Source organism: Actinokineospora spheciospongiae (assembly GCF_000564855.1).
GTDB lineage: Bacteria > Actinomycetota > Actinomycetes > Mycobacteriales > Pseudonocardiaceae > Actinokineospora > Actinokineospora spheciospongiae.
On the sequence record NZ_AYXG01000004.1, the window covers coordinates 32,139 to 56,832 of the forward strand.

Here is a 24,694-nt window from a genome sequence, read left to right on the forward strand (position 1 = left end):
TTGCTGTCGTCGAAGTTCAGCAAGGCGGCGTTCACCAGACTAATCCGGGTAGGTCGCGTGGCGCTCGGCCACGTACTCCGGACTCAGTGATTTCAGCAAGGAACCGAGGACGATTCCCCGGTGCCCTTGGTGCGACGGCTGAATAGCCCTCAGGTTACCGGCCCGTCAGGTTCGCGCCCTGTCTCGGGCCATCATCAGGCGAGACACCTGACAGACGCACAAATGCCCCTGCTCTGACCAGGGCAAACGGTCGCTGTGGTCGCGGTGTGGTCGCATGGCGCGCACGCTCGGTGCGGGCGGCCTGTCGTGGGCCGCCGACAGGACCATTCGAGCCGAGGAGTGCGTGATGAAGAGTCCGACACGGGGAAGGGTCTACCGCCGGTGTGCCTGCCGGGGTTCTGATGGGCGGCAGCGGGGTGCGAGATGTCCGAAGTTGGGGACCAGGGGGCATGGCCGTTGGTCGTTCGCGGTGGACTTGGCGACGGTGGACACTGCCCGGAAGACGATGCGTCGCGGCGGGTTCGCGACGCGTCGGGATGCGGAGTCCGCTTTGGGGAAGGTGTTGGAGTACGAGCGCAGCGGTCTGCATGTGGATGACCGGGAGACGGTGGCCGAGTACCTGCGCCGGTGGTTGCAGGTCAAGGCATTGGAGCTCAAGCCGACCACGATGGCCGGGTACGAGGACTACGTGGCCAAGGACCTGGTCCCGGCGCTCGGGGCGCTGCGGTTAGAGGAACTCAGCCATCGGCACATCGCGTTGTACATCCGCGACCAGCTCGGACGCGACCGCGGTGCGACCACCTTGCGCCGGTGCGTGGCCACCCTGTCCAGCGCGTTGGGCGACGCGGTCCGTCAGCACCGCCTGTCTCACAACCCGGCCCGGTACGCGACGGTGCCCCGGTCGCCGAAGTACGAGCCGGTGTGCTGGACACCGGCCGAGGCGGCCCGTTTCCTGCGCTACTGCGCCGACCAGGGCGACAGGCTGACGAACCTCTTCGAGGTGCTCGTCGGCACCGGCCTGCGCAAGGGAGAGGCTCTGGCCCTGCACTGGGAGGACGTGAACCTCGACGACGGTGTACTCCTGGTCCGCCACACCCTGTCGAACATCAACAACACCACCCCGGTCTTTACCGCCCCGAAGACCAAGTCCAGTCACGCGTGGGTCTGCCTCTCACCCCGCGTCACCGCCGCCTTCCGGGACCAAGCGACCCGACAACCCGGCCGGGACCTGGTTTTCACCCGCGAGAATGGCCAGCCACTGCGCCCCGAGTACGTGCTGCGCCACTTCCACGCCCTCACCGCCGAGACGGGTCTGCCCAGGATCCGGGTCCACGACCTCCGCCACTTCGCCGCGACAACCATGATCAGTGCCAACGTTCCGCTGGCCATGGTCTCGAAGACACTGCGACACTCCACGGTCTCGACCACCACGCAGGTCTACACCCACCTGCTGCTGCCCGCAGCCCAACAAGCCGTCGGGGCCATCGCCGACGCCCTCGACAATGCCGGGCAGGAATCAGGCGACCACACTGCGACCACAAACCCGTAAAATGAGACCAGCGGGCTTGTCCGTGAGGACAAACCCGCTGGTCACGGCCGTCGGGCTGACAGGATTCGAACCTGCGACCCCTTGACCCCCACCTGCGTAAATGCGAATTCGGCCATCCGCTTCGTGGTGGTTGGCGTCGCCTGGGCGCACTTTGCGCCTCTTGGGATAAGCTCAGATCTCCCATTTGCTTCTTCTCATCGGCATAGTCGGCTTTGCTGTTGTCCAGCGCTTGGACCGTACATACCGAGTCGACTTCGTCAACCTTCACTCGGCACCGCTCATCGCTCTGCGGCAGTGCGGAGGCTCTGGGGCGCCGCGACGGGTCGGCCTTGACCGCTCGGCCCAGGCAGGTGCGGTAGTCATCTGCAACGGTGGGTTGGGTCATGACCACCGTTGCCGTCGAGACCGGTTGACACTGTGACAGTAGGACGAGCAGGGCACCTCCGCCTGTCGGCGAACTCCATGGACACCGCTGCTAACGCTGTGGTGAGACTTGAGTCACACGTTGTGTGGTTTCGACGGTGTCGACGAGATGAACAGTGCAATAGGCCCGAGAGGCGCACCATGGATATGAAGGAGAACCCGTGCAAGCCGACCCCGCTGGCGGCAGGGACCCCCTCGTAATTGACGCAAGCGGCCGCGGCCGCCTTGCCCGGCTCGTCGACGCCGTGATCACCGCCCGTACCGGGCTGCATCAGGCTCGCGACCGCGGCGACACTGCCATCGGTTTGGCCGACACGGTTGGCCAGCACGGCGGCCGGTTTGAGGCCACATTCACCGAACCGGACGGGGCGTGCTGGTCGATGTCCTACGACGTCCCCGGCGCCCCGCAGACCGCGACCGCGCAGACCCTGCCCGTCCCGCGGCCCGGCCTTGGAGCCGAGATTGGGTCCGAGCTGCGAGAGATCGAGTCGGGGGACGCTCTCCGGTGAGCCAGTTGCCCATCCCCGGCCAGCAGAAAGGGGGCACATACACCCAAGCGCTGGAGGCCGTCCTCGCGAAGATCCCCGCCGTCTACTTCCGCCACACCATGCGCAGCATCGGCTACGACAATGCCGCCGCCGACGACATCTGCCAGCAGACCGCGCTCGACCTGTACCTGTACTGGCACCGCGAGGGTGGGTTCGACGAGCAACGCATCGCCAAGACCTTCTGGACGATCCTCAACCGCCGGATCTCCGACCATCTCGACAACACCCGAAAGGAGGTCGGACGTCGCCACCTCCGCGGCCTCGACGGCGCCCACCACGACGGCGTGCGGCCACTGGCCGAGTGCTTGGCCGATCCCGGTGCTGAACACGCCTTCGCTGAGGTTGTGGATGCCCTCGACCGTCCCGGCGTGTTCGCCCAACTCCTCGACGGCATCCCCGACCCGCAGCGCCAAGCCCTGTTGCTCGTCCATGTTGACAAGCTCGACCAAGCCGCCGCAGCGGCCAGTCTCGGCCTCAGCGTCCGCGGGCTGCAGGCCCGGCTCCACGCGGGTCGCACCCGCCTGAGAGCCAACTACCGCCGACACCGTGACAAGACCCCGGAGGAGGACAACCGATGATCCCAGAGACCAACGCATACAGCATCGAGGCCCTAGCCACCGCCGCCGCCATGCTCACCCCCCAGGAGCAGGCCGATCGACTGGCAGCCGTCGACTCGGCGCTCATCGGTGCGGACGCCTCCGACCTCACCGCCGACCACCTCGCCCACGGCAATCTGCACGCCGCTGCCCGCTGGTACCGCACCGCCCTTCATCACCACGCCGACGGCGCTCGACGCGCACTCGACGATATCGAGGTTCTTGTCCAAACTCCGCACACCCCCGATGCCGAGCACATCATCGAAGGCATTCCATTTAAGCCCCGCGACGCCGAACAACGCCGTGAGGCCGCCCTCGCGAACGCAGCCGACGCCGTCCGCGACGCCCACTGTGCCGCTGACCGTATCCGCGCCGACGCCCAACAGGTCGCACTGCACGCCGAGGACCAGGCTCGACACTTGGTCGACGATGCCCGTGCCGAAGCTGAACGTCTCATCGCTGAGGCTCGCCACAACATCCGCCGCCCGCGTGAGGGGCACCAGCCTGCAGCCGACGACCGGACAACCGTCGAGAACGATTCCCCAGACATACATCGCTTCGATCAAGCGTGGGGCGTCCTTGCGCGCTTGGCACCCAGCAAGACAGGCACGCCAACCGGGCCTCTCCTGCTCCAAGAACTGCGCGAACTCGTCATGCTGCTGAGGGCAACCAGCCACGAAGCGGAGGCAGCGTGGGCGCGAAGCGCAGTCACGCTTCAAGAGGACGTGGAACGCGCGATTGCAAGGCCCGGCGGCCTCAAGCCCGACGAACTCGTCGACATGTTGGCCAGGATGCACATGCTGCTGACGACCTCCCCCGATGCGGCAAACACCCACGACATGCAGCAGTCTGCTTCTGACCACCTCGCGGAAGACGCCCCCGAGTTGCTCTTCGACGACACCTCACACTCACCGGATGTTGCCGTGCAACCGTCCCAGGCCCCAGCAGACGACGTCGCCGCGGCCAGTCGCACGCCAGTGCCCAGCCGAGAGGTCGAACCGGGCGTACGCAGGTCGACGACGCCGTTTGCGCGTAGCCGCCAGCAAGCCGTGGCGCAGGTGCGCGCCGTGCTCAGCACACGCCCACAGCGGCCGCTAGAACTGCGCGAGGAGGAATGGGAGCGACCGGCACTGCCGCGATGGCGTCCGTGCGCTGTGGTGAATGATCTCGATGAGGTTTTCCGCGCCCGGTTCGACAAGCTCTCGGCAAGGCCTGTGCAGCGTGCCGCGGTCGAAGAGGCCGTCAGGCTAGCCGAGTCGGGAATCGTGGTGATCGAAGCGCCAATGGGGTCGGGTAAGACCGAAGCCGCATTGCTGGCCGCCGAGGTGCTGGCCCACCGCAGTGGGGCGGATGGGTACTTCATCGCGTTGCCCACCCAGGCTACGGCTGACGCGATGCTCTCGCGTGTACGCCACTGGTTTGATCGGCTGCCGGGGGATGAGACTGTGTCGACCACCCTCGCACACAGGAAGGCACACCTCGACGACGAGTACTCCGATTTGGCCCGCCGCAATCTGCATCTCGGCGTCGGAGAGATTAATGACAATCGGGCAATTTTGCGCCAGTGGATCAACGGTAGCAAGAAAGGCAGGTTGGCCTATTTCGTGGTTGGTGCCATCAACCAAGTTCTATTCGCCGGGTTGAAGAGCAGGCACCTGATGCTGCAGCACCTCGCGCTTGCAGGCAAGGTCGTCATCATCGACGAGGTGCATGCCTACGATGTCTACATGTCGCGTTACCTGCACCATGTCCTGCATTGGCTCGGGTCATACGGTGCGCCTGTGGTGCTGTTGTCGACTACATTGCCCGACGCTTACCGGGCGGAGTTGGTCCGCGCCTATGCCGAAGGCAAGGGTGCTATGGCGACGATCACCGACGGGCACCTGGGGTACCCGGCCATCACATCCATGGGGGGGTCGACGATGATCGAGGCGGTGGCTGAGTCCACATTGGTTAAGGTAGATCGCCTAGCCGATGACCTCGATACCCTTGTCCGTTACCTCAGGGAAAACCTTGCCGACGGCGGCTGCGTCGTGGTGGTGCGCAACACGGTCGCCCGGGTGCAGGAGGCCGCCGCAAGGCTCGTGAAAGAGTTCGGTGTCAAGGTGGTGACCATCGCGCACTCGCGGTTCTTGGCGTGTGACCGGGCAGCGATCGACCGGTCCCTAGCCCAACGGTTCGGTCCGTTCGGTGATCACCGGCCCGGATTGCACATCGTTGTAGCCTCCCAAGTGGTCGAGCATTCCCTGGATCTTGATTTCGATCTCATGGTTACCGACCTCGCGCCCGTTGACCTGATCCTGCAACGGTTGGGCAGACTGCACCGGCATGACCACATCCGTCCCACCGGAATGCGAACCTCGCGGTGTGCCGTGGTCGGCGTCGAGGATTGGGCCGCCGCGCCGGTGGTTTCGGTGGCGGGGTCACGCCGGGTTTTCGATGACCACACGCTGCTGCGGTCCGCCGCCTTGCTGGCCGACCGGGACACCATCGTGCTTCCCGATGACATCGCCCCGCTCGTGCAGTCCGCATACGGTCCCACAGCGCTAGGTCCGGACTCCTGGCAGCCTGCGATGCGCGCCGCCGCTACGCAGACGGAGGCATTGTCACAATGGCGAACCGACTCGGCCGCCACCTTTCTGGCCGACCGGGCAACCAACCGCGGCACGCCCATGGGCTGGTTGATCGCGAGTGAGGGGAACGCCAAGGGCGAGGCGAAGGGCGCCGCCCAGACTCGTGACGGCAAAAAACCACTGGAAGTGCTGGTCGTGCAGCGCGATGCCGACGGTAGGTTGCTGCTGCCCGACTGGATCAAGGGTGGCAGGGAGCAGATCCCAGAGTATGAAAGGGTTCCCTGGACACAAGCTAAAATTATCTCCACCTGTTCGTTGCGACTGCCGATGGCGTTGAGTCACGGTGGAGTCATCGCCGAACTGGAGAAGACTCGGATCGCCAGCTTCGACCTCACCCCATTGCTTGCCGGTCAGCTCATATTGGTGCTCGATGACAACCGCAAGGCCGTCCTGTATGGCCACCACCTCACCTACGACCCGCACAGAGGACTGCTGCATGAACGAGCCCGACCCATCCTTTGACTCGACCGCACAACTCTGAGCAACGGCAGGCCGGGCGTCAGCCGTACGGTCGAAAGCCACCTAAACCGCAGCTCAAGAAGTATCTTCCCCGCGCGAGCGGGGCTATTCCCAATTCCTTGGCTGTGGAGACCGAGGTCTTCAGCGGCATCGGTCTGAGACTGGCCCGCCAGTTCGCCGGCTATGACATCCCGTGATGCTGGTTGCGGACGAGAACCGAGTCCATACCGAGGCTGCGATGCTCTTGGGAATTACTCGATCCGGTGCGCCTGTACTTACCGGAAGGTCTGGACGGATCGCTGAAGCAGGTCCTCGTTCAGGCGTTGTTGGAGTCGAACCTGGCGTTGGCTGAGCAGGTACTGGCCGCTGACAGCGACCTCGACGAGCGGCGTGACCGGTGTGAGGAGCAGGGCCAACACTTTGTTGGCCCTGCAGGCCTCAGTGGCCGAGGACCTGCGCGATGTTGGCCGCCTACTACGGTGCCGAGCGCATGGGCGACCTGGCTGTCCGCATCGCCCATGTCCGCATCGCCCACCCCACCCGGGGCGTCCCAACTGAGCTGCCTCCGGTGCCCAGTCGCGTGGGCAAACGGCTGCGGACATGACCGATCGGGTCGGCGAACTGGTCGGCGGCCCCGCGCAGGGCGGGCACACCGAGTTCGTGGCCGCCGACGAAGTCCTCGACGGCCTGCACGGTGAGGTCTTGGCCCACGTCACCGTGTCATCTTGGGGCATGGCCTCGCCGCTGCGGTCACCTTGGCGTTGATCGCCCGTTGCTACGGGCGCTTCGACGACCAAGCGTTGTCGGTCGTCAAACAGTTGGAGTTCACCGCCACTGAGGCTGACCGGTTCACAGCGAGCACGCGGGCATACCGACGGGTACGTGCCGGACCCGCCGCCGAGCAAGTTGGGCGGAAAGGATTCGGTCATGGACCTGGCCGCCAACCCGGTGACACTAATGGCCATGCGGTACGTGCGCGCCGCTCCCAGTCCTGGCCCCCTGCCCGACCCCGGTCAGAATCGGTACCCGGGGTACCCGCCGACCCCAAGCTGCTGGAACGGGCTGCCCGGCTGGCTGGAGGTGCTAGCCGTGGGCGCCGACGGACCCCCGCGGCCGCAGCGCTGTCGGTGGCGCTGCACTCCCATGTCCCCGACGGGGTCGTCGCCGAGGCTAACGCCGAGTCCGTCCGGCTGGCAGACCAGTGGTGCACCCCGAAAGCGTCGGGCCCCGGGACGTCATTGAGCACACCGCGGGCCTGGCTGTGCCAACGGCACACGAAGCACACCGCTGAGTTGGACCGGCATCCGGATGATGACGGTCACCACGCCATATCCCGACGACCATGTGCTGGTGGCTTCGACGAACCCGTCCGCGCATCAGGTGCGGCCCTTGGCTGCGACATTCGAGAAGTGGCCCGAGCCACATGCTCGAACCCAGTCGAACCAGGCGGAAGCGGACTGCCTAACGACCTCGTGCATGGTTGGTATCGGGGCGCGTTGAGCTGGGGAAACGACTGTTGGTGATCACAATCCGGTTGCCGGGTTGAGGGCTGCGACTGGCCGACGGTGCAGTCGGCTTTCGTGCTGGAAGTCGAACGGCAGCCTGGCGACGGCACGGAGGTTAGGGTCGAGGGTTTCGCGGTGGCCGAGGTGGCGGGCGAGGCTGCGCCAGTTCTTCAGGTGGGCGATGCCATGCTCGACCCGAACCCGCCGGGAAGCGTGCTCCCTTCTTTTCGCTGCGCGGAGTCCGGCGATGCCCGGCATGCGTTCGAGGGCCTTCTTGTGATGCTTCCGGGTGGGTGTGACGACCTGTTACCCAGGTCTGGGCACCGAGTCCCTGGTATCCGGCATCGGCGAGGATCTCCACCCCGCGATACTCGAGCAACGGCACGATCCCGGCGTTGCGGGCCTGGGTGATGCCACTCGTGCTGCCCCGGCACGTGGCGCCGCAGAACAACAACCGCCCCTGCGCATCGGCGATGATCAACGCCTTCATGGCGTTCTGGCGCGACTCGCCGGAGATGAACCGATGCCGCCCCGCCCGCTTCACGCTCGGACGGCGAACCTCGATTTCGATCGCATCCATCAACCCCGTCAACCCCGTGTGATCGAGATGGGCGACGACGTCGGCCAGGGTGCGCAACCGGACACCACCCTCGACACGACAACCCCGTTGAGCCAACAGCGGGCGGATCTCGTTCACCGCACGGGTGATGGTCGAGCGATCCACCCGGAACCACGCCGCCACCACGTCATGGGTGGCGTTGAGACGCAGACACGCCAGCGTCGCCAGCAGTCGGTCGACGAACACCAACCGGTACTCCGTGCCCGCACCCGGTGCCCGCCGCCGCGGCCTGTCTGTCAACCGGGCGGCCTGACGCGCCTGCCACATCGGGCCGATCTCGGCCACCATATCCGCGATCACCCCCCGCCGACAGTCCGGTCACCCGACGATTCGACACCACAGCCACATGACCCGCACTAAGATCATCCCAGTCGATGTCCGCAACCATGCACGAGGTAGTTAGGGCGGGGCAACGGACCATCCTTAACTGGCTGAAGCGCCACTAGGCGTGGTGGCGGATGGGCGGAAGGATCGGGGGCGTATCAGCGGCGAACCTGTCTCGGGGAGCAGTCATGGACATCATTTCCGTACAGCAGAAGGCGTGGCAGAACAAGGTGTTGAAGGGATTCAACACCACCGATGTGCCCATGGAGTTCTGCATGCTGCAAGAGAAGGTGGCCGCCGCGTTCACGGCGTGGCGACGCAAGGACATGATCCTCGCCGAGGAGTTGGCCGACGTGGTGCTCTACGCGTCGAGCATCGCGGAGATGGTTGGTCTGGACCTGGGACGCGAGGTGCAGGTCAAGGTCGACAAGAACGCCGCGCGGTCCGACTGAAGGGGCGGCCATGCCGGAGAGCACGTCACGGGGGTTGGCGTTCGGGGAAATCGCCGAGCGTTATGACCGGTTTCGGCCGGGGGTGCCCGCGGCGGCGTTGGACTGGTTACTCCCTGCGGGGTGCGCGGCGGTGGTGGACCTCGGCGCGGGGACCGGTGCGATGACGCGGTCGCTGGTCGAACGGGTGCCTCGGGTCGTCGCGGTGGAGCCGGATCCGAGGATGCGCGAGGCGTTGGCGCGCGGGTGCCCGGATGCCGAGCTGGTGGCCGGGACCGGTGAGGACGTGCCCCTGCCGGACGGGGTGGCGGACGCCGTTGTGATCGCCATGGCCTGGCACTGGATGGACCCCGCACGGGCCATGCCCGAGATCGCGCGGGTGCTGCGGGTCGGCGGCGTCCTCGGCGTTCTGTGGAACCACCGCGACCTATCCGTCCCCTGGGTTGCGGACCTCGACCGCTTCACCCGCGCCACGCGCGCCGAGGCGCTTGGGGGAGTCGGCGCAGCGGCACCCACCGAGGACGTCGTCGACCCGCGGCCGGACCCGTGGTTCGCCCCTGTGGCAGAGCGCAGGTTGTCCTGGTCCATGACTCTGACCGTCGCGGAGCTGGTCGGTCACCTCGGTACGGACGCCAGTGCAGTCGCGTTGCCCGCTGAGGCGCGGACGGAAGTGGACGAGCAGGTGGCCTGGTACGTGCGCGACCAGCTCGGCCTGGCCAGCAACCAGGCGGTCGACCTGCCGATGGCCTGCCGCTGCTTGCGAACCGTGAAGACCGGGGACTGAGAATCCCCATCCAACCAGCACGCTACCGCTTGGAGGAGAGACGTGGTCAGTCCAGCGCCGCGCGAAGTGCGGGACCTCCCGCCCCACAGCGGCAACCTGATGTCGGCGGGGCAGCGGCGGCGCATCCTGCTGCGGGAAGTCGACGTGGTGATCGACGGCGGCGCCAATGGCGGGCAGTACGCAAAGTGGATGCGCAAATGCGGTTTTCGAGGGCGGATTCACTCGTTCGAGCCCGCGTCATCGACCTTCGCGGTGCTGGCGGACGAGGCGGCGTCCGATGTCGATTGGTACTGCCACAACACGGCTCTGGGGGTCGCGGACGGCGAGGCGACGCTGCACCTGACGCGCACGTCACTCGGGTCGTCGATGTTCCAGCGCACCGAACTGCACTCCCGGATGTGGCCCCGGGACGTCGAAGCCGGTGTGGAGACCGTCCCGGTGCGCTCGTTGCGCTCGCTGTGGCCGGAGCTGGGCTGTGCGGGCCAGCGCGTCCACCTCAAGCTGGACGTGGAGGGCGCCGAGCTGTCCGTCCTCGAAGGGGCGGGACCGCACTTGGACGACCTCGCGCTGCTCGAACTCGAACTGCCCCTGGTCGCTGTGCACCGGGGCGCGCCCTCGTTCTGCGACATCTTGGACTTCCTCACCGAGCGCGGCTTCGACATCATCGCGCTGGAGCAGAACCATCGCGGCGACGAGACCACCGGGCAGATGTTGATGCTCGACGGCCTCTTCCGGTCGTCAGGTGCCCGGCCGGAAGGCTGTCGGTGAGGCGCGTCGTCATCACCGTGGACGGTGTGGTGCACGAGTCGGAGGTGGAGCCCCGGCTGCTCCTCGTCCACTTCCTGCGCGACGTGCTGAACCTGACTGCGACCACGATCGGCTGCGACACCGGCAACTGCGGGGCGTGCACGGTCGACCTGGATGGGGCGAGCGCCAAGAGCTGCTCTGTCCTCGCCGTGCAGGCCGACGGCAGCACGGTGACCACGATCCAGGGGATCGCCATACGGGGCGAGCGCCACCCGTTGCAACGGGCCTTTCACGAGCGGCACGCGCTGCAGTGCGGTTACTGCACCCCCGGGATGATTATGGCCGCCCGCGACCTGCTGGGCCGGGTGCCCTGCCCGCGGCCCGAGGAGGTTCGGGAGGCGTTGCAGGGTAACCTCTGCCGCTGCACGGGGTATCAGAACATCATTGCGGCGGTGATCGCCGCAGGGCGGGAGCAGGGCGGTCCGGCGTGATCCCCGCACCGTTCGACTACACGCGTCCCACGACCGTCGAAGACGCTGTCACCGCCCTGCGAGCCGGCGGCGCGGGCGCGAAGGTGATTGCAGGCGGTCAGAGTCTGGTGCGGATGCTGCAGCGCAGGCTCGTGAGGCCCACGCTGTTGGTGGATGTGGGCTGCCTGTCCCGGATGCGCGAGGTCGTCGAGGAACCCGATCACCTGGTCATCGGCGCGACAACGACCCAGCACGAGCTGCTGCACGACGCCCGGGTCCGGGCACACGCCCCGCTGCTGTCCCTCGTCGCGCGGCATGTCGGCGACCCGGCGGTGCGCCACCGCGGCACGCTGGGCGGGTCTGTCGCGCACGCCGATCCGGCCGGGGACCCGCCCGCCGCTGTGCTTGCCCTGGACGGGGAGATCATCGTGGAGGGACCGCGCGGCGAGCGGGTCATCCCGAGCGCCGAGTTCTTCGTCGGTCCCTTCCGGACGGCTCTGGAGCCTGACGAGCTGCTCGTCGGGGTCAGGGTGCCCAAGATGGGCGAGGGCTGGACCGTGCACTACGAGAAGTTCCGCCTGTCCGCGCAAAAGCCGACGTTGCTCGGCGTCGCCGTCATGGTGCGCCGCGTGGGCGATTGCTTCACCGACGCGCACATCGCCCTGGCGAACAGCGGCAGCACACCTGTTAGAGCCACAGCGGTGGAGGTGGCGCTGGTCGGAGCCGACGTCACCGAGGAGGCGGTCACGAAGGCAGCTGACCTGCTGGACGGGACAATGGAACCGTTCGCCCGCCAGGGCGTCTCGCAGGCCTACTTGGCCCACCTGGCGCGCGTGCTGACCCGTCGGGCTGTGGTCGCCGCGCTCAGCTGGTGAGGCGGCGCAGGGCCGCGCTCGCGGGCGGGCCCCAACTGGGCTTGCCGCCTGGTCGGCCGTGGACCCCATTGTCGCCGATGATCAGACAGGCCAGGGCCTTGGTCACCGCCCACCCCCGGGCCCGCAGCAGGGACGCCGCGTCGGCGCCGGGGGTGTAGCCGCGGTGGAAGAGGTCAAGCCCCCCGTCGGGCAGCACGTGCCAGGCGGCGGCAAGGTCGCAGGCGGGGTCGCCCGCGCAGGTGTCGCCGAAGTCGATCACACCGCAAAGGTCGCCGTCGCGGGTCAGCAGGTTGGCCGGGTGCAAGTCGCCGTGCAGCCACACCGGGGGGCCGGTCCACTTCGGCGCGGTCACCGCCTCGTCCCAGACCGCGCGGACGGCGCCCGGGTTGGGGAGCAGCCCGCGCTTGACCGCGTCTTCGAAGAAGAAATCGAAGCCCTCGCTGGTGTCGGCGAGGTCGCCGCCGCGCTTGTGCCTCCCGGCGGGTACCCCGTCGGCAGCGGTTCCGTGCAGGGTGGAGAGAAATGCGGACAGGGTGCTGGCGGCCTCGAGCCGGGTGACGGGGTCGCGGTCGGCGGGTGTGCCGGGAACCCAGGTGGTGATCAGCCACGGGTGCGGGAACCGGTCGGACGGCTCGCCCAACCGCAGCGGGGTCGGAATCGGCAGCGGCAGCCGCGGCGCCAGGGCGGGGAGCAGGGCGTGCTCCTTGCGCAGCAGTTCGTCGGCGTCGGTGGTCGCCCAGGGGAGCCGGACGGCGAGGTCGTCGCCCAAGCGCCACAACTGGTTGTCCCATCCGCGGGCGCCGAAGGCCAGCGGCAGGCCTGCCAGGTCAGGGTGCTGGTCGCGGAGCAGCGCCGCGACGAAGTCCGCGGAGATCTCAGTTTCCGTCTCAGCCACAAGGCGAACCCTACTCGAACCATCCCCCGGGAACGCCTGGGGGACCGGGGTCTGGTCAGGCATCGCGGAACCACCCGGTCGCCATCTTAGCGGCCCGGTCACGGACGCGGGTCGCGGCCTCTGCGGCGGTGGCCGGGTCCACGCGGGCGCGATCGTGCTCGAACACACCGACAAGGCCTCCGTCGGCCGAGGACTCGACCGACAGCGCCGTCAGGAACAGGCTGTCGACGGGGCTGTCGAACTCCAGGATCGGGGCTGCGGCGGGCAAACCGGGTGACTCGGGGACCGACCGGCGGGTGCCGACCAACTCTGCGGTGCCCGGCGAGCTGTTCTGGAGCGCGAACAGGGCGGTTGCCCGGGGAAGCTCCGGGACCAGCTCGACCAAGTCGTTGCGCGGTACGTCCTGGCGGTCCAGCGCGTCGATGCACCCGCTCCGCAGCGCGCCGACCGAGGCCCCACCGTCGGGGGAGTGCTCGACCGAGCCGAAGACCGGGACGAGGTTCATGAAGATGCCCACGCTGCGGCCCCACGAACCGGACAGCCTGCCGGACATGGGTGTCCACACAGGAGCGTGCTGTGCGAGCAGGCCGTATTCCTCGACGGCACAGCGGTAGGACGCCAGCAGAAGCATGTGCAGGGTGAGCCCCTGTTCGTCCGCGCCTCGCACCAGCGACTCCCGCTCCTCGCGGCTCCAGCGCAGGGTGACCGCGCCGAGGTCCGCGCTTGCCGGGCGCGGTGGCGCGGCGGCCCCGCCCAACGCCTCGAAGTGCCGCGACCGGATGGCGTCGGCGACCTCGACCGCCCTGGCTCGGCGGGACACCGCCTGGCGCACGGCGAAGTCGCTCTGCTGGATCGGTGCGGGCCCGGCCGCTGCGGTGTCGTACAACCGGCACAGGTCGTCCCACAGCACCCCGAGGGAGTAGCCATCGACGACGATGTGATGCCACGACAGGACCAGGACGTGCGCGTCGCCCGCGCCGACGATGAGTTCCGCGTGTGCCAGCGGCCCGTCAGCCAGTTTGAACCCCGCCGCTCGATGCCGGTCGACGGCCTCGACCGCGGTCCGGGCGTCGACCACGCCGCTGCGGATGGCAAGGTCGCTCGTACGCGTCCCCACCCGCTGGCGCCAGCGTCCGCCGACCTCGACGAACGTGGTCCGCAATGCGTCGTGTCGTTGCTGCAGTGCGGTCCACGCGTTCCGCAGCCGCGTGGGATCCACCTGGCCCGTAAGGGTGAAGACCTGGTGCAGGCCCGCGCTCCGGGTGTACGGCCGATCGCGCGCGATCTCGAGGACCTCCTCTTGGAAGGCGATGGTGGGGAAGGTCTGACCACTTTCCGCCGCGGTCTCCTGGTGGTCTGGTCGGGTCCGGCCCGGCGCCAGGGGCAGCGCGTGGTCGATCCGCACGGCGAGGCTGCGGATGGTCGGGTTCTGGAAGAAGTCGGTGACGCTCAGACGCACGCCAAAAACCTCCCTGATCCCGCCCAGAACCTGGGTGGCCTGCAGGGAGTTGCCGCCAAGCTCGAAGAAACCGGCTTCGGGGTCCGGGGCGGGTGTGCCGAGCACGGGACCGACCAACTCGACGGCCAGCAGATGCTCGGTGGGGGAGAGGTCGTGCCGGATGTGGCTCGCGTCCGGCCTGTCGTGCTCGACCAGCAGCCGCTCCAACGCGTGCCGGTCAACCTTGCCGTGCGCGGTGAGCGGGATTTCCGGCAGCGCTACGAACCGACGGGGGACGGCGTACTCGGGCAACCGCGTCCGCGCATGCCGGCGCAGCGCCGCCGTGGTTGGCGCCGTTCGACCCGGAACGGGGACCACGAACGCGGTCAGCACCCGGCCGATGGAGGGGTGGTCGAACAGCTCCACCCGCACCGCCGCCACACCCTCCGCCCCGCCCAACCCCTGTTCGACGTCGGACGGCTCGACTCGGAAACCGTTGATCTGCACCTGGCGGTCGTTGCGTCCGTGAAACTGGAGGTTGCCGTCGGGGCGCCACCGCGCCAGGTCACCGGTTCGGTAGACGCGCTCGCCGACGGCGTCGACGAAGCAGAAACCGCTGTCGGGGCGGTCGAGGTAACCGTCGGCCAGGCTCGGTCCCGCGACGCACAGCTCGCCCAGTGCCATTGGCGGCTGGAGTTGGCCGCGGTCGTCCAGGACGTGGGTCCGCAGACCCGGCAGGGGCCGTCCGATAGGCGGCGGCGTCGACCACCGCCCGTCGCAGCGCATCAAGGTCACCGCGACGGTGGTCTCGGTCGGCCCGTAGCCGTTCCAGAACTCCCGGCCGTCCCGCGCCCACTCCTCGACCAATGACCCCGGGAACGCCTCGCCCCCGACCGACACCAGCCGGAGGTCGGGGTAGTCCCCGCGCAGCTGCGGCATGAGCGCGGGTGGCAGCTCAGCGACCGTGACCCGTTCGCCGCGCATGAAGTCGCGCAGCAGCATGGGATCTCGGCGCTGCTCGACCGTGGCGACGCAGACCGTGGCGCCCGCGTACAACGTCGCCAGGACCTCAAACACCGAGACATCGAAGCTCGGGCGGGCGAAGGCCAGCACCCGATCACCCGGCGCCATCTTGTAGGCGGCCACGATCTCGTGGGCGAAGTGCGCGAGGGCGCGCTGCCCCACCACGACTCCCTTCGGCGTCCCGGTGCTGCCCGAGGTGAAGATCACGTAGGCTGGATCGTCGGGGTTGGCGGAGCGGGCGGTGGGCCGAGCCGCGCTGCCGCGCGGCCTGCCTGCCCCGATGTCGAGGACCGGGATGGAGCCGTCTGCGAGGTCATGGGCGTGATGGGCGCCCGCGCCGACGATCAGCACCGAGGCGCCTGCCCCCGCGGTGATCGCCGCCAGCCGCTCGACCGGGGCCTCGACGTCGAGCGGGACGTAGGCGGCGCCCACCGCGGCCGTCGCCAGGACCGCGCTGATGGCCTCGGGGCCTTGGCTGCTCAGCAGCAGGGTCCGTGACCCAGGTCCGACGCCGAGGGCGGCCAGGTCAGCGGCTATGGCCTCGGCGACGGCGAGGACGTCGCGGTAGGTATGTGCGCGACCGTCGTGGCGGACGGCCACGCAGTCCGGCTGCTCCGCGGCGTGGCGGCGCACCGCGTCGAGCACGGTCGCGGCGGAACCGGTGGTTGGCGGGCCGCCGTCAGCGATCCGCCGGAGCACGGCAGCCTGACGGTCACTGACGATGCCGAGTTGCCCGACGGGGGTGCGGCCTCCGCGGCACGCGACGCGGACCAAGTGGCCGAATGACTCGACGAAGCTCTCGACGCCCACGCGGTCGCCGCGGTGGTGCGCCAGCAGCTCCAGACCGCTGCCGCACTGCCGGATCGCGAACGCGACGTCGACGTCCAGCGCGCCGGGAACCACCTCCTCGAGGCTCACCTGGCAGCCGTCGAGGACGGCGTCGCGCATGAGCGATCGGACGTCGTCGAACGTGTACGCGACAGCTGGTCGATGGTCCGGCACTCCGCGTTCGCCCACTGCGGAGGCGCTGGTCCCCACCGCGGTGAGGAAGGCCGACAAGTCGAGGTCGAGGTCGACTGCGGTGGTGACGGCCCCGCCCCAGGCGATCGTCACCTCGTCCAAGCGGTCCCACCGGGCCACCAGAAGGATGAGGAGGCCGAACACCGCCGTCGGCAGGTCGACGCCGACCGCGCCCGCGAGGTCGGTGAGCGCGGTGGCCTCATCCCGTGTGCAAAGCGCCACATCGCTGTGCGCCGGGGCTGACTCGTCCGCGCGGCGTGGCCGGTCCCAGTGGCCGGGGTCGAGGCGGGCGGGATCCGGTGCAGTGGTGGCCGCGTAGCAGGCCGCTACCTCCCGCATGAAGGCCGCGACTGAGGTCGAGCCCCACTTTCCCCTGTGGACGGTCCAGAGGAGGGAGTGGCTGATGGGGGAGTGGTGGACGAGCGTCGCGCGGGCGGGTACCGGGTCCGCCGACGTCAAGGGGATCGCGGCCTCATCCAGCAGGACTTCGCGCGCCGGTGTGTCCGCGGCGCGTACGACGCGCACCGGCAGGTCGCCTGCCCACATGCGCAGGGCGGGAAGCTTCCAGGCCGCCGCCCGCAGCGCGGCGAACAGCCTGTCGTCATCCACCCCGCCGCGCAGAGCGAACCGGTGGACGGTGGTGAGGTCGGACATGTCAGCCTCCGCGTTGCTCGTCATCGGCGGTCGCGATCGCCGCCCAGACGCGGTCGGGGGTCAGCGGCATGTCGAGGTGCCGGACACCGAGGTGGGCGAGCGCGTCGACGACCGCGTTGTGCACGGCCGGGGTGGAACCGATGGTGCCCGCCTCGCCGATCCCCTTGACCCCGAGTGGGTTGACGTCAGTGGGCGTCTGGCTGACCTCCAGCTCGAAGTCGGGCAGGTCGGGGGCGGCCACGGCCCCGTAGGCGGCGAGCGCAGCGGTGAGCGGGGTGCCTTGGTCGTCGTGGCGCACCTCTTCGAACAGCGCTTGGGCGATGCCCTGCGCGATACCGCCCTGCCGCTGCCCCTCGGCCAGGACCGGGTTGAGGATCGGCCCCGCATCGTCGGCGCTGATGTGGCGCAGCACGGTGGTCTTGCCCGTCTCGGTGTCGACCTCGACCACCGCGAGGTGCGCGCCGAAGGGGAACGTCGGGTGCTCCGCGGTGAACTCGACCTCGGCGCTGATCGGGCCCCCGGCGTGCGCGACGACCTCGCACCACGCCGCACCGCGGTCGGGCTGGGCGACGGGGTGCCACCGCCCGGAACAGGTGTCGAGCACGACATCGTCCTCGGCGACACCGAGGAGCGCTGCAGCGTGCGGTCGGGCCCGATCGCGCACCGCGGCGGCGGCTTGGTGGACCGCTGAGCCGCCCAGTTGCAGCGAACGACTGGAGTATGTGCCGACGGCCTCTGGGATGAGGTCGGTGTCCCCGTGCGTGACGGTGGTGTCGGCAATCGCGACGCCGAGCGCGTCCGCGACCAGCATCGACCACGACGTCTGGTGACCCTGCCCCTGTGCTGAGCTGCCGGTCAGCACCGCGACCCGCCCCCGGGCATCCACGGTCACCTTCGCCGTCTCCCCGCCGCCGCCGGTCATCTCGACGAACACGGCGATGCCGATGCCAAGCGCGACCCGGTGCTTGCTGGCGCGGCGCGCGGCCTGCTCGGTCCGCAGGCGTCGGTAGTCGGCGACGCGGAGGACCTGGTCAAGCACGGCGGCGTAGTCCCCCGAGTCGTAGCGCACCCCGGTCGCGGTGCGGTGCGGAAATGCCTCCGGCGGGATGAAGTTGCGGCGGCGGACCTCTACCGGGTCCAACCCGATCTCGGCGGCGAACAGGTCCACCGCGCGCTCGATGGCGGCGGTGGCTTCCGGCCGCCCGGCTCCCCGGTACTTGTTCACCGGGGTCGTGGTGGTGACTACCACCCGGAATCCGGTCTGCACCTCGGGGATGGCGTATACGCCGGGGGCCATCCGGCACGTCACCGGGGCCAGGGTGCTGGTGCGGGGGTAGGCCCCCGCGTCCTGGACGACGTCCAAGCGGTAGGCGGTGATCCGCCCCTGGAGGGTGCCCGCGAGGGTGACATGGTTGAGCTGGGCCCGGCCCTGGGTCATAGCCAGGAGGTTCTCGGTACGGGTCTCCGCCCAGCGCACCGCGCCGCGGCTGCGCCACGCCGCCCAGGCGACGGCGATCGCGTCCCGGTCGATGCCGATCTTCGCACCGAACCCGCCGCCCACGTCGGGGATCACCACCCGGATCGCCTCGACGGGTACGCCCAAGGCAGCGGCCAGGGAGCTGCGGCAGCGCTGGGCATTCTGGCTGCTGTGCCAGACGGTGAGTCGCCGCCCGTCGGAGACCGCGGCGGTGGCGCGACCCTCGATCGGCACGCACGCCACGCGGTGGTTGGTGATCTCCTGCTCGACGACGACCTCCGCGTCGGCGAAGGGGGCGTCGTCGTAGGTGTCGCGGTCGCGCTGGTCGGCGACGTTGGTCCCGGTGCCCTCGAACAGCAGCGTGGAGCCCCGCAGCGCCTGTGCGGGGCCGACGACGGCGGGCAGCCGCTGAAAATCGACCTTGACCAAGGCGGCGACGTCCGGGCCCGCGTACCGCGAGGTGGTCAGAACCAGGGCCACCGGCTCGCCGACGTGCCGCACCCGCTGCCCACACCCGGTGAGCAGCGGTTCGGCGAACAGGGACGTACCGTCCTCCGCGCGCTGGAACGGTGGGGGCGCGGGAAGGTCGGCCAGGTCCGTCGCGGTGTAGACGGCGACAACGCCAGGGTGGGCCAGTGCCGCAGCGGTGTCGACCCGGGTGACGATCGCGTGCGCCCACGGCGACCGCACGAAGGTCACGTGCGCGGCGTGCGCGAGATCGGGCACGCGCAGGTCGTCGACGTAGGTCCCGCCCGAGGTGAGTAACGTCTCGTCCTCGACCCGATGCACCCGGGTGCCGAAGGACGGTCCTCGCGTCCCCTGCGCGGCGTTGGTGATCATGTCCTTGATGCTTCCGCTGCGCTCCCGGCTGGGCTAGTGGCCCTTTCGCCAAGGCAAAGCGGCCGACGGTGGGCCACCGGGAGGGGTCAGCCGGGCTCATGCCGGTCGGCGGCCTCCGCCCGAGGCAGCAGATCGCGTCTGGTGGCCATGACGGCCACCTCCACCCGGGACCCGGCCCCGAGCTTGAGCATGATGCGGGCGATGTGCTCGCGCGCGGTCCGCTCGGTGATGCCCAGGGCCGAACCGATGCCCCGATTGGTCATCCCGGTGGTGACCAGGTCGAGCACTTCGCTTTCCCGGTCGCTCAAGGTGGCCATCCTGGAGTGGAGTTCTCCGATCTCGACCACCTGCTTGGCAGTCTTTCCCAACGCATTGCTCCATCTACACCGAGGTCGTGCTGTGGAAGTCTGGTCGCTTGTCAACCGGAACATGGGTGATCGTGGAAGCAGCCTCCGTCCCCCTGGTCAGCGCGATGCGCTGCACTCGGTTGCCTGCGATCAGAATGATCCCATCATCCTTTTCGGCTGTCAAACTCGCAGGTGGATTATTCCGGGTTCTTCGGGTCCGATGTGGAATGCGGAACTTCCGCATCGTGAAATGGATTGCGCCGATTGTGTGATCTGTGCGAGGGGTTGACGATGCTCCTCTCGTGCACGTTTTCGGCGTTATCGCAGCGTTGGCTGACCAGCCGGCGTCGAAGAGCCAGTAGTCAGGGATTCCCCACACCGCCAAGAATTGAAGTCGTTCGGAGGAATGGTGCGTGGTTGCGCTCCGCGACCCGCAGGCTGGGCACAGCACTCTGGGGGCCAGGCGATGACAGACATCCGGCAGTTGCGCGAGCTGGCAGCGGGGTTCCGCGCGCAGCGGGAAGCCGCTGACGCCGCCGTCAACCTCGTGCCCAGCGAGAACAGGCTGTCCCCGTTGGCGCAGCTGCCGCTGGCCACCGACTACTACAACCGCTACTTCTTTAACGAAGCGTTCGACCCGGGGTTCTGGCAGTTTCGCGGCGGGCAGGAGGCGGCCGGGGTCGAGGTGGACTTGGCCTTGGGCCACCTCAGCGAGTTGGCCCGCGCCCCGCACGTCAACGCGCGCCCCATCTCCGGCCTGTCGGCGATGATGATCGCCATGGCCGGGCTCGGCGGCGAGCCGGGCGGCACGGTGGTCTCCGTCGACGTGGCCTCCGGCGGGCACTACGCCACCGCGGACCTCGCCCGCAGGCTCGGCTTCCGCTCGGCGACCGTCCCCGTGCTGCGCGGCCAAGTCGACGAGCGGCGCCTGGAAGCGGTCCTGCGCGCCCACTCACCGCGGCTGGTATACCTGGACTTGCAGAACAGCCGCCACGAGCTGCAGTTGTCCGGCGTGGCGGACCTCATCAGGGCCGTCTCTCCACAGACGCTGCTGCACGTCGACTGCAGCCACACCATGGGCTTGATTCTCGGCGGCGTCCTAAGCAACCCGCTGGATCTGGGCGCGAACTCGATGGGCGGGTCGACGCACAAGAGCTTCCCCGGGCCGCACAAGGGCGCCCTGTTCACCCGGGACCCGGACCTGCACCAGCGGGTGAAGGCCGCGCAGTTCACGCTGCTCAGTAGCCACCACTTCGCCGAGACCCTCGCGCTGGGGCTGGCCGCTGCGGAGTTCCGCCACTTCGGCCAGGCCTACGCCGAGCAGGTCGTCGACAACGCCCGCCTGTTCAGCAAGTTGCTGGCCGCCGACGGGTTCGACGTCGCCGCCGACGAAGACGGTCATACCACGAGTACCCACCAGGTCTGGGTCACGCTCGGCGACGCCGAGCGCACCGACGAGTTCTCCGAACGCCTGTACCGCAGCGGGATCCGGGTCAACGTTCAGGTGGACCTACCGGGACTTGCGGGTCCGGTGCTGCGTCTAGGCCTCAACGAGTTGACCTTCGCGGGCGGGCGCGAACCCGCCGTGCACGCCCTCGTCAAGGAGTTCGCCCACGCACGTTCCGGCGCTCCGGACGGCGGGGGAGGCGGCAGACGGGTCCGCGAGCAGTGCGGACCGCCGTTCTACTTCGCCGAGTTCGCGTGACCCCGAAGCCGAACCCCGATTGGAGGTGCGCGTAGACCGATGGCCCCTTCCCACACCATCGTCGTTGACGCCGGATCGTACTCCTTGTCCGAGACCGCCATCGCGGGCGCGGGACAGCGCCTCGTCGAGATCACCCAGGCCCTCGGCGACCGGCATGCAGTGCGCGTGATTGCCCGCCCTGCCCCCGACATCGTCGACCTTGGCGCTGCCGACCTTGTCCCGCCGAGCGCCGCGGAGCCGGCCATCGCCGCCGCTGACGCCGTGCTGTTCTTCGACACCCCGGACCGTGAACGCATCGAGCTTGCCGTCGCCCATCGCAAGGTGATCGTCGGGGAGTGCCGCGCGCCCCTTGAGCACATGGGCTACCCGTCCGTGCTTGCCTGTCCTGACCCGACCGGCGAGCACCAGCGATTCCTCGGCGCCTACCGACGGCTGTTGCAGGTGGCCCACCACTTCCTATGCCGCTCGCAGGTCGAGCGCGCGGCACTGCTGTCGACCCTGTGCGCGTTCGGCCGGATCACCCCACCGGACATGGTCCGCTCCTGGACCCTCGACCACCTGGTCACCACCGTGCCGGTCGGGTTCAGCAGGCGCGGGCTTGCGGCGGCGGACGCCGCCGTGCCGCGCCACCTGGCGGACTTCTTGTGGACCGGTGGCATCTGGGCATTCTTCCAGCCGCTCATGCTCGTCGAGGCCATGGCGGTCCTCCGTGACCGGGGAGTGGACGCCACCGCCGCCTACCTGCACGCGGCGCCCACCGAGGACACTCGGGCCACCATTGATTCGGTCGCCAAGGCCATCGCCGACGCGGCCCTCGCCGACCGCGTGTACTTGCGCACCGAGGCTTTGCCGCTTTCCGAGCGCGACCAGTATGTCAAGGCGGCCCAGGCCTACGTCTGCGTTGCCAAACCCGGGGTCGAGAACGAGACCGGCACCCGGCTGCGCCTGCGCGACACCTGGCTGCACGGGATCCCCACGGTCATAGACCCGTACGGCATCTCCGGCGACTTGGTCGCCAGCGAGGGACTGGGCGTCGTCCTGCGCGACCCCAGCCCTGAGAGCTTGGCGGACGCGCTGCAGGCAGTGAAGACCGGTGCGGTCGCCGCGCCGGGCAGGCGGCTTGAGCGGCTCTATGAAACCAGCACCGCCGCCTTCGCCGACTGGCTGGACGAGGAACTGCGCCGGGGCTGAGTCCGCACCATCCGGATGTCAACAGTAAGGAAATGGAGCCGCATGTTGGAGTACGGGGACCTTGGCGTCCCACCCGTTGTCAGCGCGCAGGCCAACTCGACTCCCCTCGGCGGTTGCACGCTCAGCGACGGCGTCATTGCGGCGATGCGCAACGCCGCCCGGTCCCACATCGACCTGAATCGGTTCTGGCGGGCCGCAGGCGACTTCCTGGCCGGGGTCACCGGCAGCCAGGACGCGTGCCCGGTGACCGGGGCCGCCGCGGGCATGGCGATCGCGGTGGCCGCCTGCGTGGCGGGCACGGACCTTACCCGCGTCCAGCGTCTGCCAGACCCGGGTGACCGACCCAACGAGGTCGTGCTGCAGAAGGGTCACTCCATCAGCTATGGCGGCGCGCCGATCGCGCAGATGATCGCCCTCGGCGGCGGCGGCGTCGTCGAGGTGGGGGCGGTCAACGGGACCTCGCGTGACCACGTGGCGGGCGCCATCACCCCGAGGACCGCCGCGCTCGTCTACGTCACCTCCACCACCCACGCCGTGCACCGCAAGGGCCTTTCCCTGGTGGAGCTGGTCGAACTGGGACGCGAGCACGGCGTGCCGGTGATCGTCGACGCCGCGGGCGAGAGCGATCTGCGGCGCTGGGTGGCCAGCGGGGCCGACCTGGTCATCTACAGCGGGCCCAAGACGCTGGGCGCCCCGACCTCCGGGTTCATCTGCGGCGGGGCCGACCTCGTGCGGGCTTGCCGGATGCAGTACGCGGGCATCGCTCGACCGATGAAGGTCGGCAAGGAGAACCTGCTTGGCCTGCTCCAGGCGGTCCGGGAGTACATCGCCGTCCCCGAGCGCGAACGCGCGGCAGCGCAGCGGGAGCGGATGACCAAGCTCGCCGCGCGCCTCGATGGGCTCCCTGGCCTGTCGGCCAGCATCGTCCAGGACGACTCCGGCCGCATGATCCACCGCGTTCTGCTTGAAATCGACCCGGTCGCCGCCGGGCGGAGCCCCGAGCGGCTCGTCGAAGAGATGGTCTCGGGCGAGCCCGCCATCCACCTGCGCGACTTCAAGCTTCACGTCGGACTGCTGGAGGTCGACCCGCGCGCGCTCAGCGCCGACGGCGAGGAGGAGTTGGTTCGCCGGTTCACCGAGCTGCTGAGCGGTGACGCCCCGCGCGTGGGCCTGGAGGCGAGCCGGTGAGGCGGATCGCGGTGATTGGCGCGGGGTTCCTCGGCAGCGCGCTGACCGCGGGCGCAGCACGGCGTGGTTGGGACGCCACGGCCATTAGCCGGTCGGACCCCTACGACACCCAGCGGGCCGACCCCGGGATGGGCGTGCTCCGCGTGCTCGACGGCGACGGCGTCAAACGGCTGCCCGAGGCTCTGGACCACGGCGTCGAGGCCGTCGTCATCGCTGCGGGCGGGCACTTCCCGCTGCCTTCAGCCGCCGCGCCCGCCGCCGACGCGATGGGCACGCTGTCACTGGTGATCGGACTCTGCGAGGCGGTCCGCGCGCGCAAGCCTGACACCAGGGTCGTCTTCCTCTCCTCAGCGGGCGCGGTGTACGCCCCCGGCGACGGTCTCAAGAGTGAGTCCGACCCCGGCGAGCCCACCTCCCCCTATGGCATGTCGCGGCGCGTCGGCGAGGAGTACATGGCCTACTACGCGCGGGTGCACGGACTGTCGACGCTTTCCTTGCGTTGCGCGAACATCTACGGCAGGTTGCTGCCCCGCTCGCGCGGGCAGGGCGTCGTGTCGGCGGCTTTCTGGAGCGCGTTGACCGGGGCCCCGTTCACCCTCCACGGCACCGGGCGGCAGCGGCGGGACTTCCTGCACATCGACGACTTCGTGGCCGCAGTGCTCGACCTGCTCGACGGCGACCCGCCTGCGACGGTCAACGTGGGCAGCGGTGAGGGCAGCTCCATCACCGACGTGCTGGCCGCAGTCGAGGTCGCCACCGGATCGACCATCACCACCACCCCTGGTCCCAACGCACGCACCGACACCGGTCAGCTGGTGGTCGACCTGTCGCTGCTGCGGAAGGTCGTCGACTTCACTCCGCTGGACCTCGCCGCCGGGATCGAGCGGATGGCCCGCGCAACCGCGGCGGGTGGGCTCCCCGACCACCAGTGACCC

Annotated in this window: 19 protein-coding genes; 14 read left to right on the forward strand and 5 right to left on the reverse strand. The window is 69.1% G+C overall.

Going from position 1 to position 24,694, the window contains the following annotated elements:
• The first annotated feature begins 469 nt into the window (after window positions 1-469).
• From UO65_RS00330 to UO65_RS36460, 5 genes are all read left to right on the forward strand, one after another.
• Window positions 470-1,549: a tyrosine-type recombinase/integrase gene (locus UO65_RS00330; protein WP_233427381.1), complete on the forward strand. Its 1,080-nt coding sequence runs from the start codon at window positions 470-472 to the stop codon at window positions 1,547-1,549.
• 584 nt (window positions 1,550-2,133) lie between these two features.
• Window positions 2,134-2,481 carry a hypothetical protein gene (locus UO65_RS00335; RefSeq protein WP_035277606.1) on the forward strand — a complete coding sequence of 116 codons (348 nt, stop codon included), beginning with the start codon at window positions 2,134-2,136 and terminating at the stop codon, window positions 2,479-2,481.
• Window positions 2,478-3,098 carry an RNA polymerase sigma factor gene (locus tag UO65_RS00340; RefSeq protein WP_035277608.1) on the forward strand — a complete coding sequence of 207 codons (621 nt, stop codon included), beginning with the start codon at window positions 2,478-2,480 and terminating at the stop codon, window positions 3,096-3,098. The genes UO65_RS00335 and UO65_RS00340 overlap by 4 nt, the downstream gene beginning before the upstream one ends.
• Window positions 3,095-6,211 (forward strand): CRISPR-associated helicase Cas3', encoded by a 3,117-nt coding sequence (cas3, locus tag UO65_RS00350; protein ID WP_084175179.1) that lies wholly within the window; start codon window positions 3,095-3,097, stop codon window positions 6,209-6,211. Before UO65_RS00340 ends, cas3 begins: the two co-directional genes overlap by 4 nt.
• A 597-nt stretch (window positions 6,212-6,808) precedes the next feature.
• A complete protein-coding gene (locus tag UO65_RS36460; protein ID WP_161784396.1) occupies window positions 6,809-6,973 on the forward strand; it encodes a hypothetical protein in 165 nt (54 codons plus the stop codon).
• Between the two features lie 855 nt (window positions 6,974-7,828).
• Here UO65_RS36460 and UO65_RS34120 read toward each other — a convergent pair.
• Entirely contained in the window at window positions 7,829-8,620 is a 792-nt protein-coding gene (locus UO65_RS34120; protein ID WP_200873261.1) for a transposase family protein, read from the reverse strand.
• A 224-nt stretch (window positions 8,621-8,844) separates the two neighbouring features.
• On the opposite strand from UO65_RS34120, the gene UO65_RS00360 reads away from it, so the two are divergent.
• Genes UO65_RS00360 through UO65_RS00380 form a run of 5 tightly spaced genes read left to right on the forward strand, consistent with a single transcriptional unit; the run spans window position 8,845 to window position 11,981 of the window.
• Entirely contained in the window at window positions 8,845-9,108 is a 264-nt protein-coding gene (locus tag UO65_RS00360; protein ID WP_035277615.1) for a nucleoside triphosphate pyrophosphohydrolase family protein, read from the forward strand.
• A 10-nt stretch (window positions 9,109-9,118) separates the two neighbouring features.
• The gene (locus tag UO65_RS00365; protein ID WP_035277617.1) at window positions 9,119-9,889 is read left to right on the forward strand and encodes a class I SAM-dependent methyltransferase; all 771 of its coding nucleotides are present in this window, start codon (window positions 9,119-9,121) and stop codon (window positions 9,887-9,889) included.
• Between the two features lie 42 nt (window positions 9,890-9,931).
• Window positions 9,932-10,657 carry an FkbM family methyltransferase gene (locus tag UO65_RS00370; RefSeq protein ID WP_152551900.1) on the forward strand — a complete coding sequence of 242 codons (726 nt, stop codon included), beginning with the start codon at window positions 9,932-9,934 and terminating at the stop codon, window positions 10,655-10,657.
• Entirely contained in the window at window positions 10,654-11,127 is a 474-nt protein-coding gene (locus UO65_RS00375; protein ID WP_035277619.1) for a (2Fe-2S)-binding protein, read from the forward strand. Before UO65_RS00370 ends, UO65_RS00375 begins: the two co-directional genes overlap by 4 nt.
• Entirely contained in the window at window positions 11,124-11,981 is an 858-nt protein-coding gene (locus UO65_RS00380) for an FAD binding domain-containing protein (protein WP_035277620.1), read from the forward strand. The genes UO65_RS00375 and UO65_RS00380 overlap by 4 nt, the downstream gene beginning before the upstream one ends.
• Here UO65_RS00380 and UO65_RS00385 read toward each other — a convergent pair.
• From UO65_RS00385 to UO65_RS38795, 4 genes are all read right to left on the reverse strand, one after another.
• Entirely contained in the window at window positions 11,971-12,876 is a 906-nt protein-coding gene (locus UO65_RS00385; RefSeq protein WP_035277622.1) for an aminoglycoside phosphotransferase family protein, read from the reverse strand. The genes UO65_RS00380 and UO65_RS00385 overlap by 11 nt on opposite strands.
• A 55-nt stretch (window positions 12,877-12,931) precedes the next feature.
• A complete protein-coding gene (locus UO65_RS00390) occupies window positions 12,932-17,011 on the reverse strand; it encodes a non-ribosomal peptide synthetase (protein WP_035277623.1) in 4,080 nt (1,359 codons plus the stop codon).
• Window position 17,012: 1 nt separating this feature from the next.
• Window positions 17,013-19,328: a xanthine dehydrogenase family protein molybdopterin-binding subunit gene (locus UO65_RS00395; RefSeq protein WP_052020305.1), complete on the reverse strand. Its 2,316-nt coding sequence runs from the start codon at window positions 19,326-19,328 to the stop codon at window positions 17,013-17,015.
• Window positions 19,329-19,414: 86 nt separating this feature from the next.
• Window positions 19,415-19,759, reverse strand: coding sequence for a response regulator transcription factor (locus UO65_RS38795; protein WP_084175181.1), 345 nt, complete (start codon window positions 19,757-19,759; stop codon window positions 19,415-19,417).
• A 382-nt stretch (window positions 19,760-20,141) separates the two neighbouring features.
• Here UO65_RS38795 and UO65_RS00405 point away from each other — a divergent pair, with 382 nt between their 5' ends.
• From UO65_RS00405 to UO65_RS00420, 4 genes are read left to right on the forward strand one after another with little or no spacing between them, the layout of a single operon-like run.
• Window positions 20,142-21,380 (forward strand): PLP-dependent aminotransferase family protein, encoded by a 1,239-nt coding sequence (locus UO65_RS00405; RefSeq protein ID WP_052020307.1) that lies wholly within the window; start codon window positions 20,142-20,144, stop codon window positions 21,378-21,380.
• A gap of 39 nt (window positions 21,381-21,419) precedes the next feature.
• The gene (locus UO65_RS00410) at window positions 21,420-22,571 is read left to right on the forward strand and encodes a glycosyltransferase family protein (protein WP_035277625.1); all 1,152 of its coding nucleotides are present in this window, start codon (window positions 21,420-21,422) and stop codon (window positions 22,569-22,571) included.
• Window positions 22,572-22,613: 42 nt separating this feature from the next.
• The gene (locus tag UO65_RS00415) at window positions 22,614-23,759 is read left to right on the forward strand and encodes a PLP-dependent aminotransferase family protein (RefSeq protein ID WP_035277627.1); all 1,146 of its coding nucleotides are present in this window, start codon (window positions 22,614-22,616) and stop codon (window positions 23,757-23,759) included.
• Complete coding sequence (locus UO65_RS00420) at window positions 23,756-24,691, forward strand: NAD-dependent epimerase/dehydratase family protein (RefSeq protein ID WP_035277629.1); 936 nt, start codon at window positions 23,756-23,758, stop codon at window positions 24,689-24,691. The genes UO65_RS00415 and UO65_RS00420 overlap by 4 nt, the downstream gene beginning before the upstream one ends.
• The last annotated feature ends 3 nt before the right edge of the window (window positions 24,692-24,694 follow it).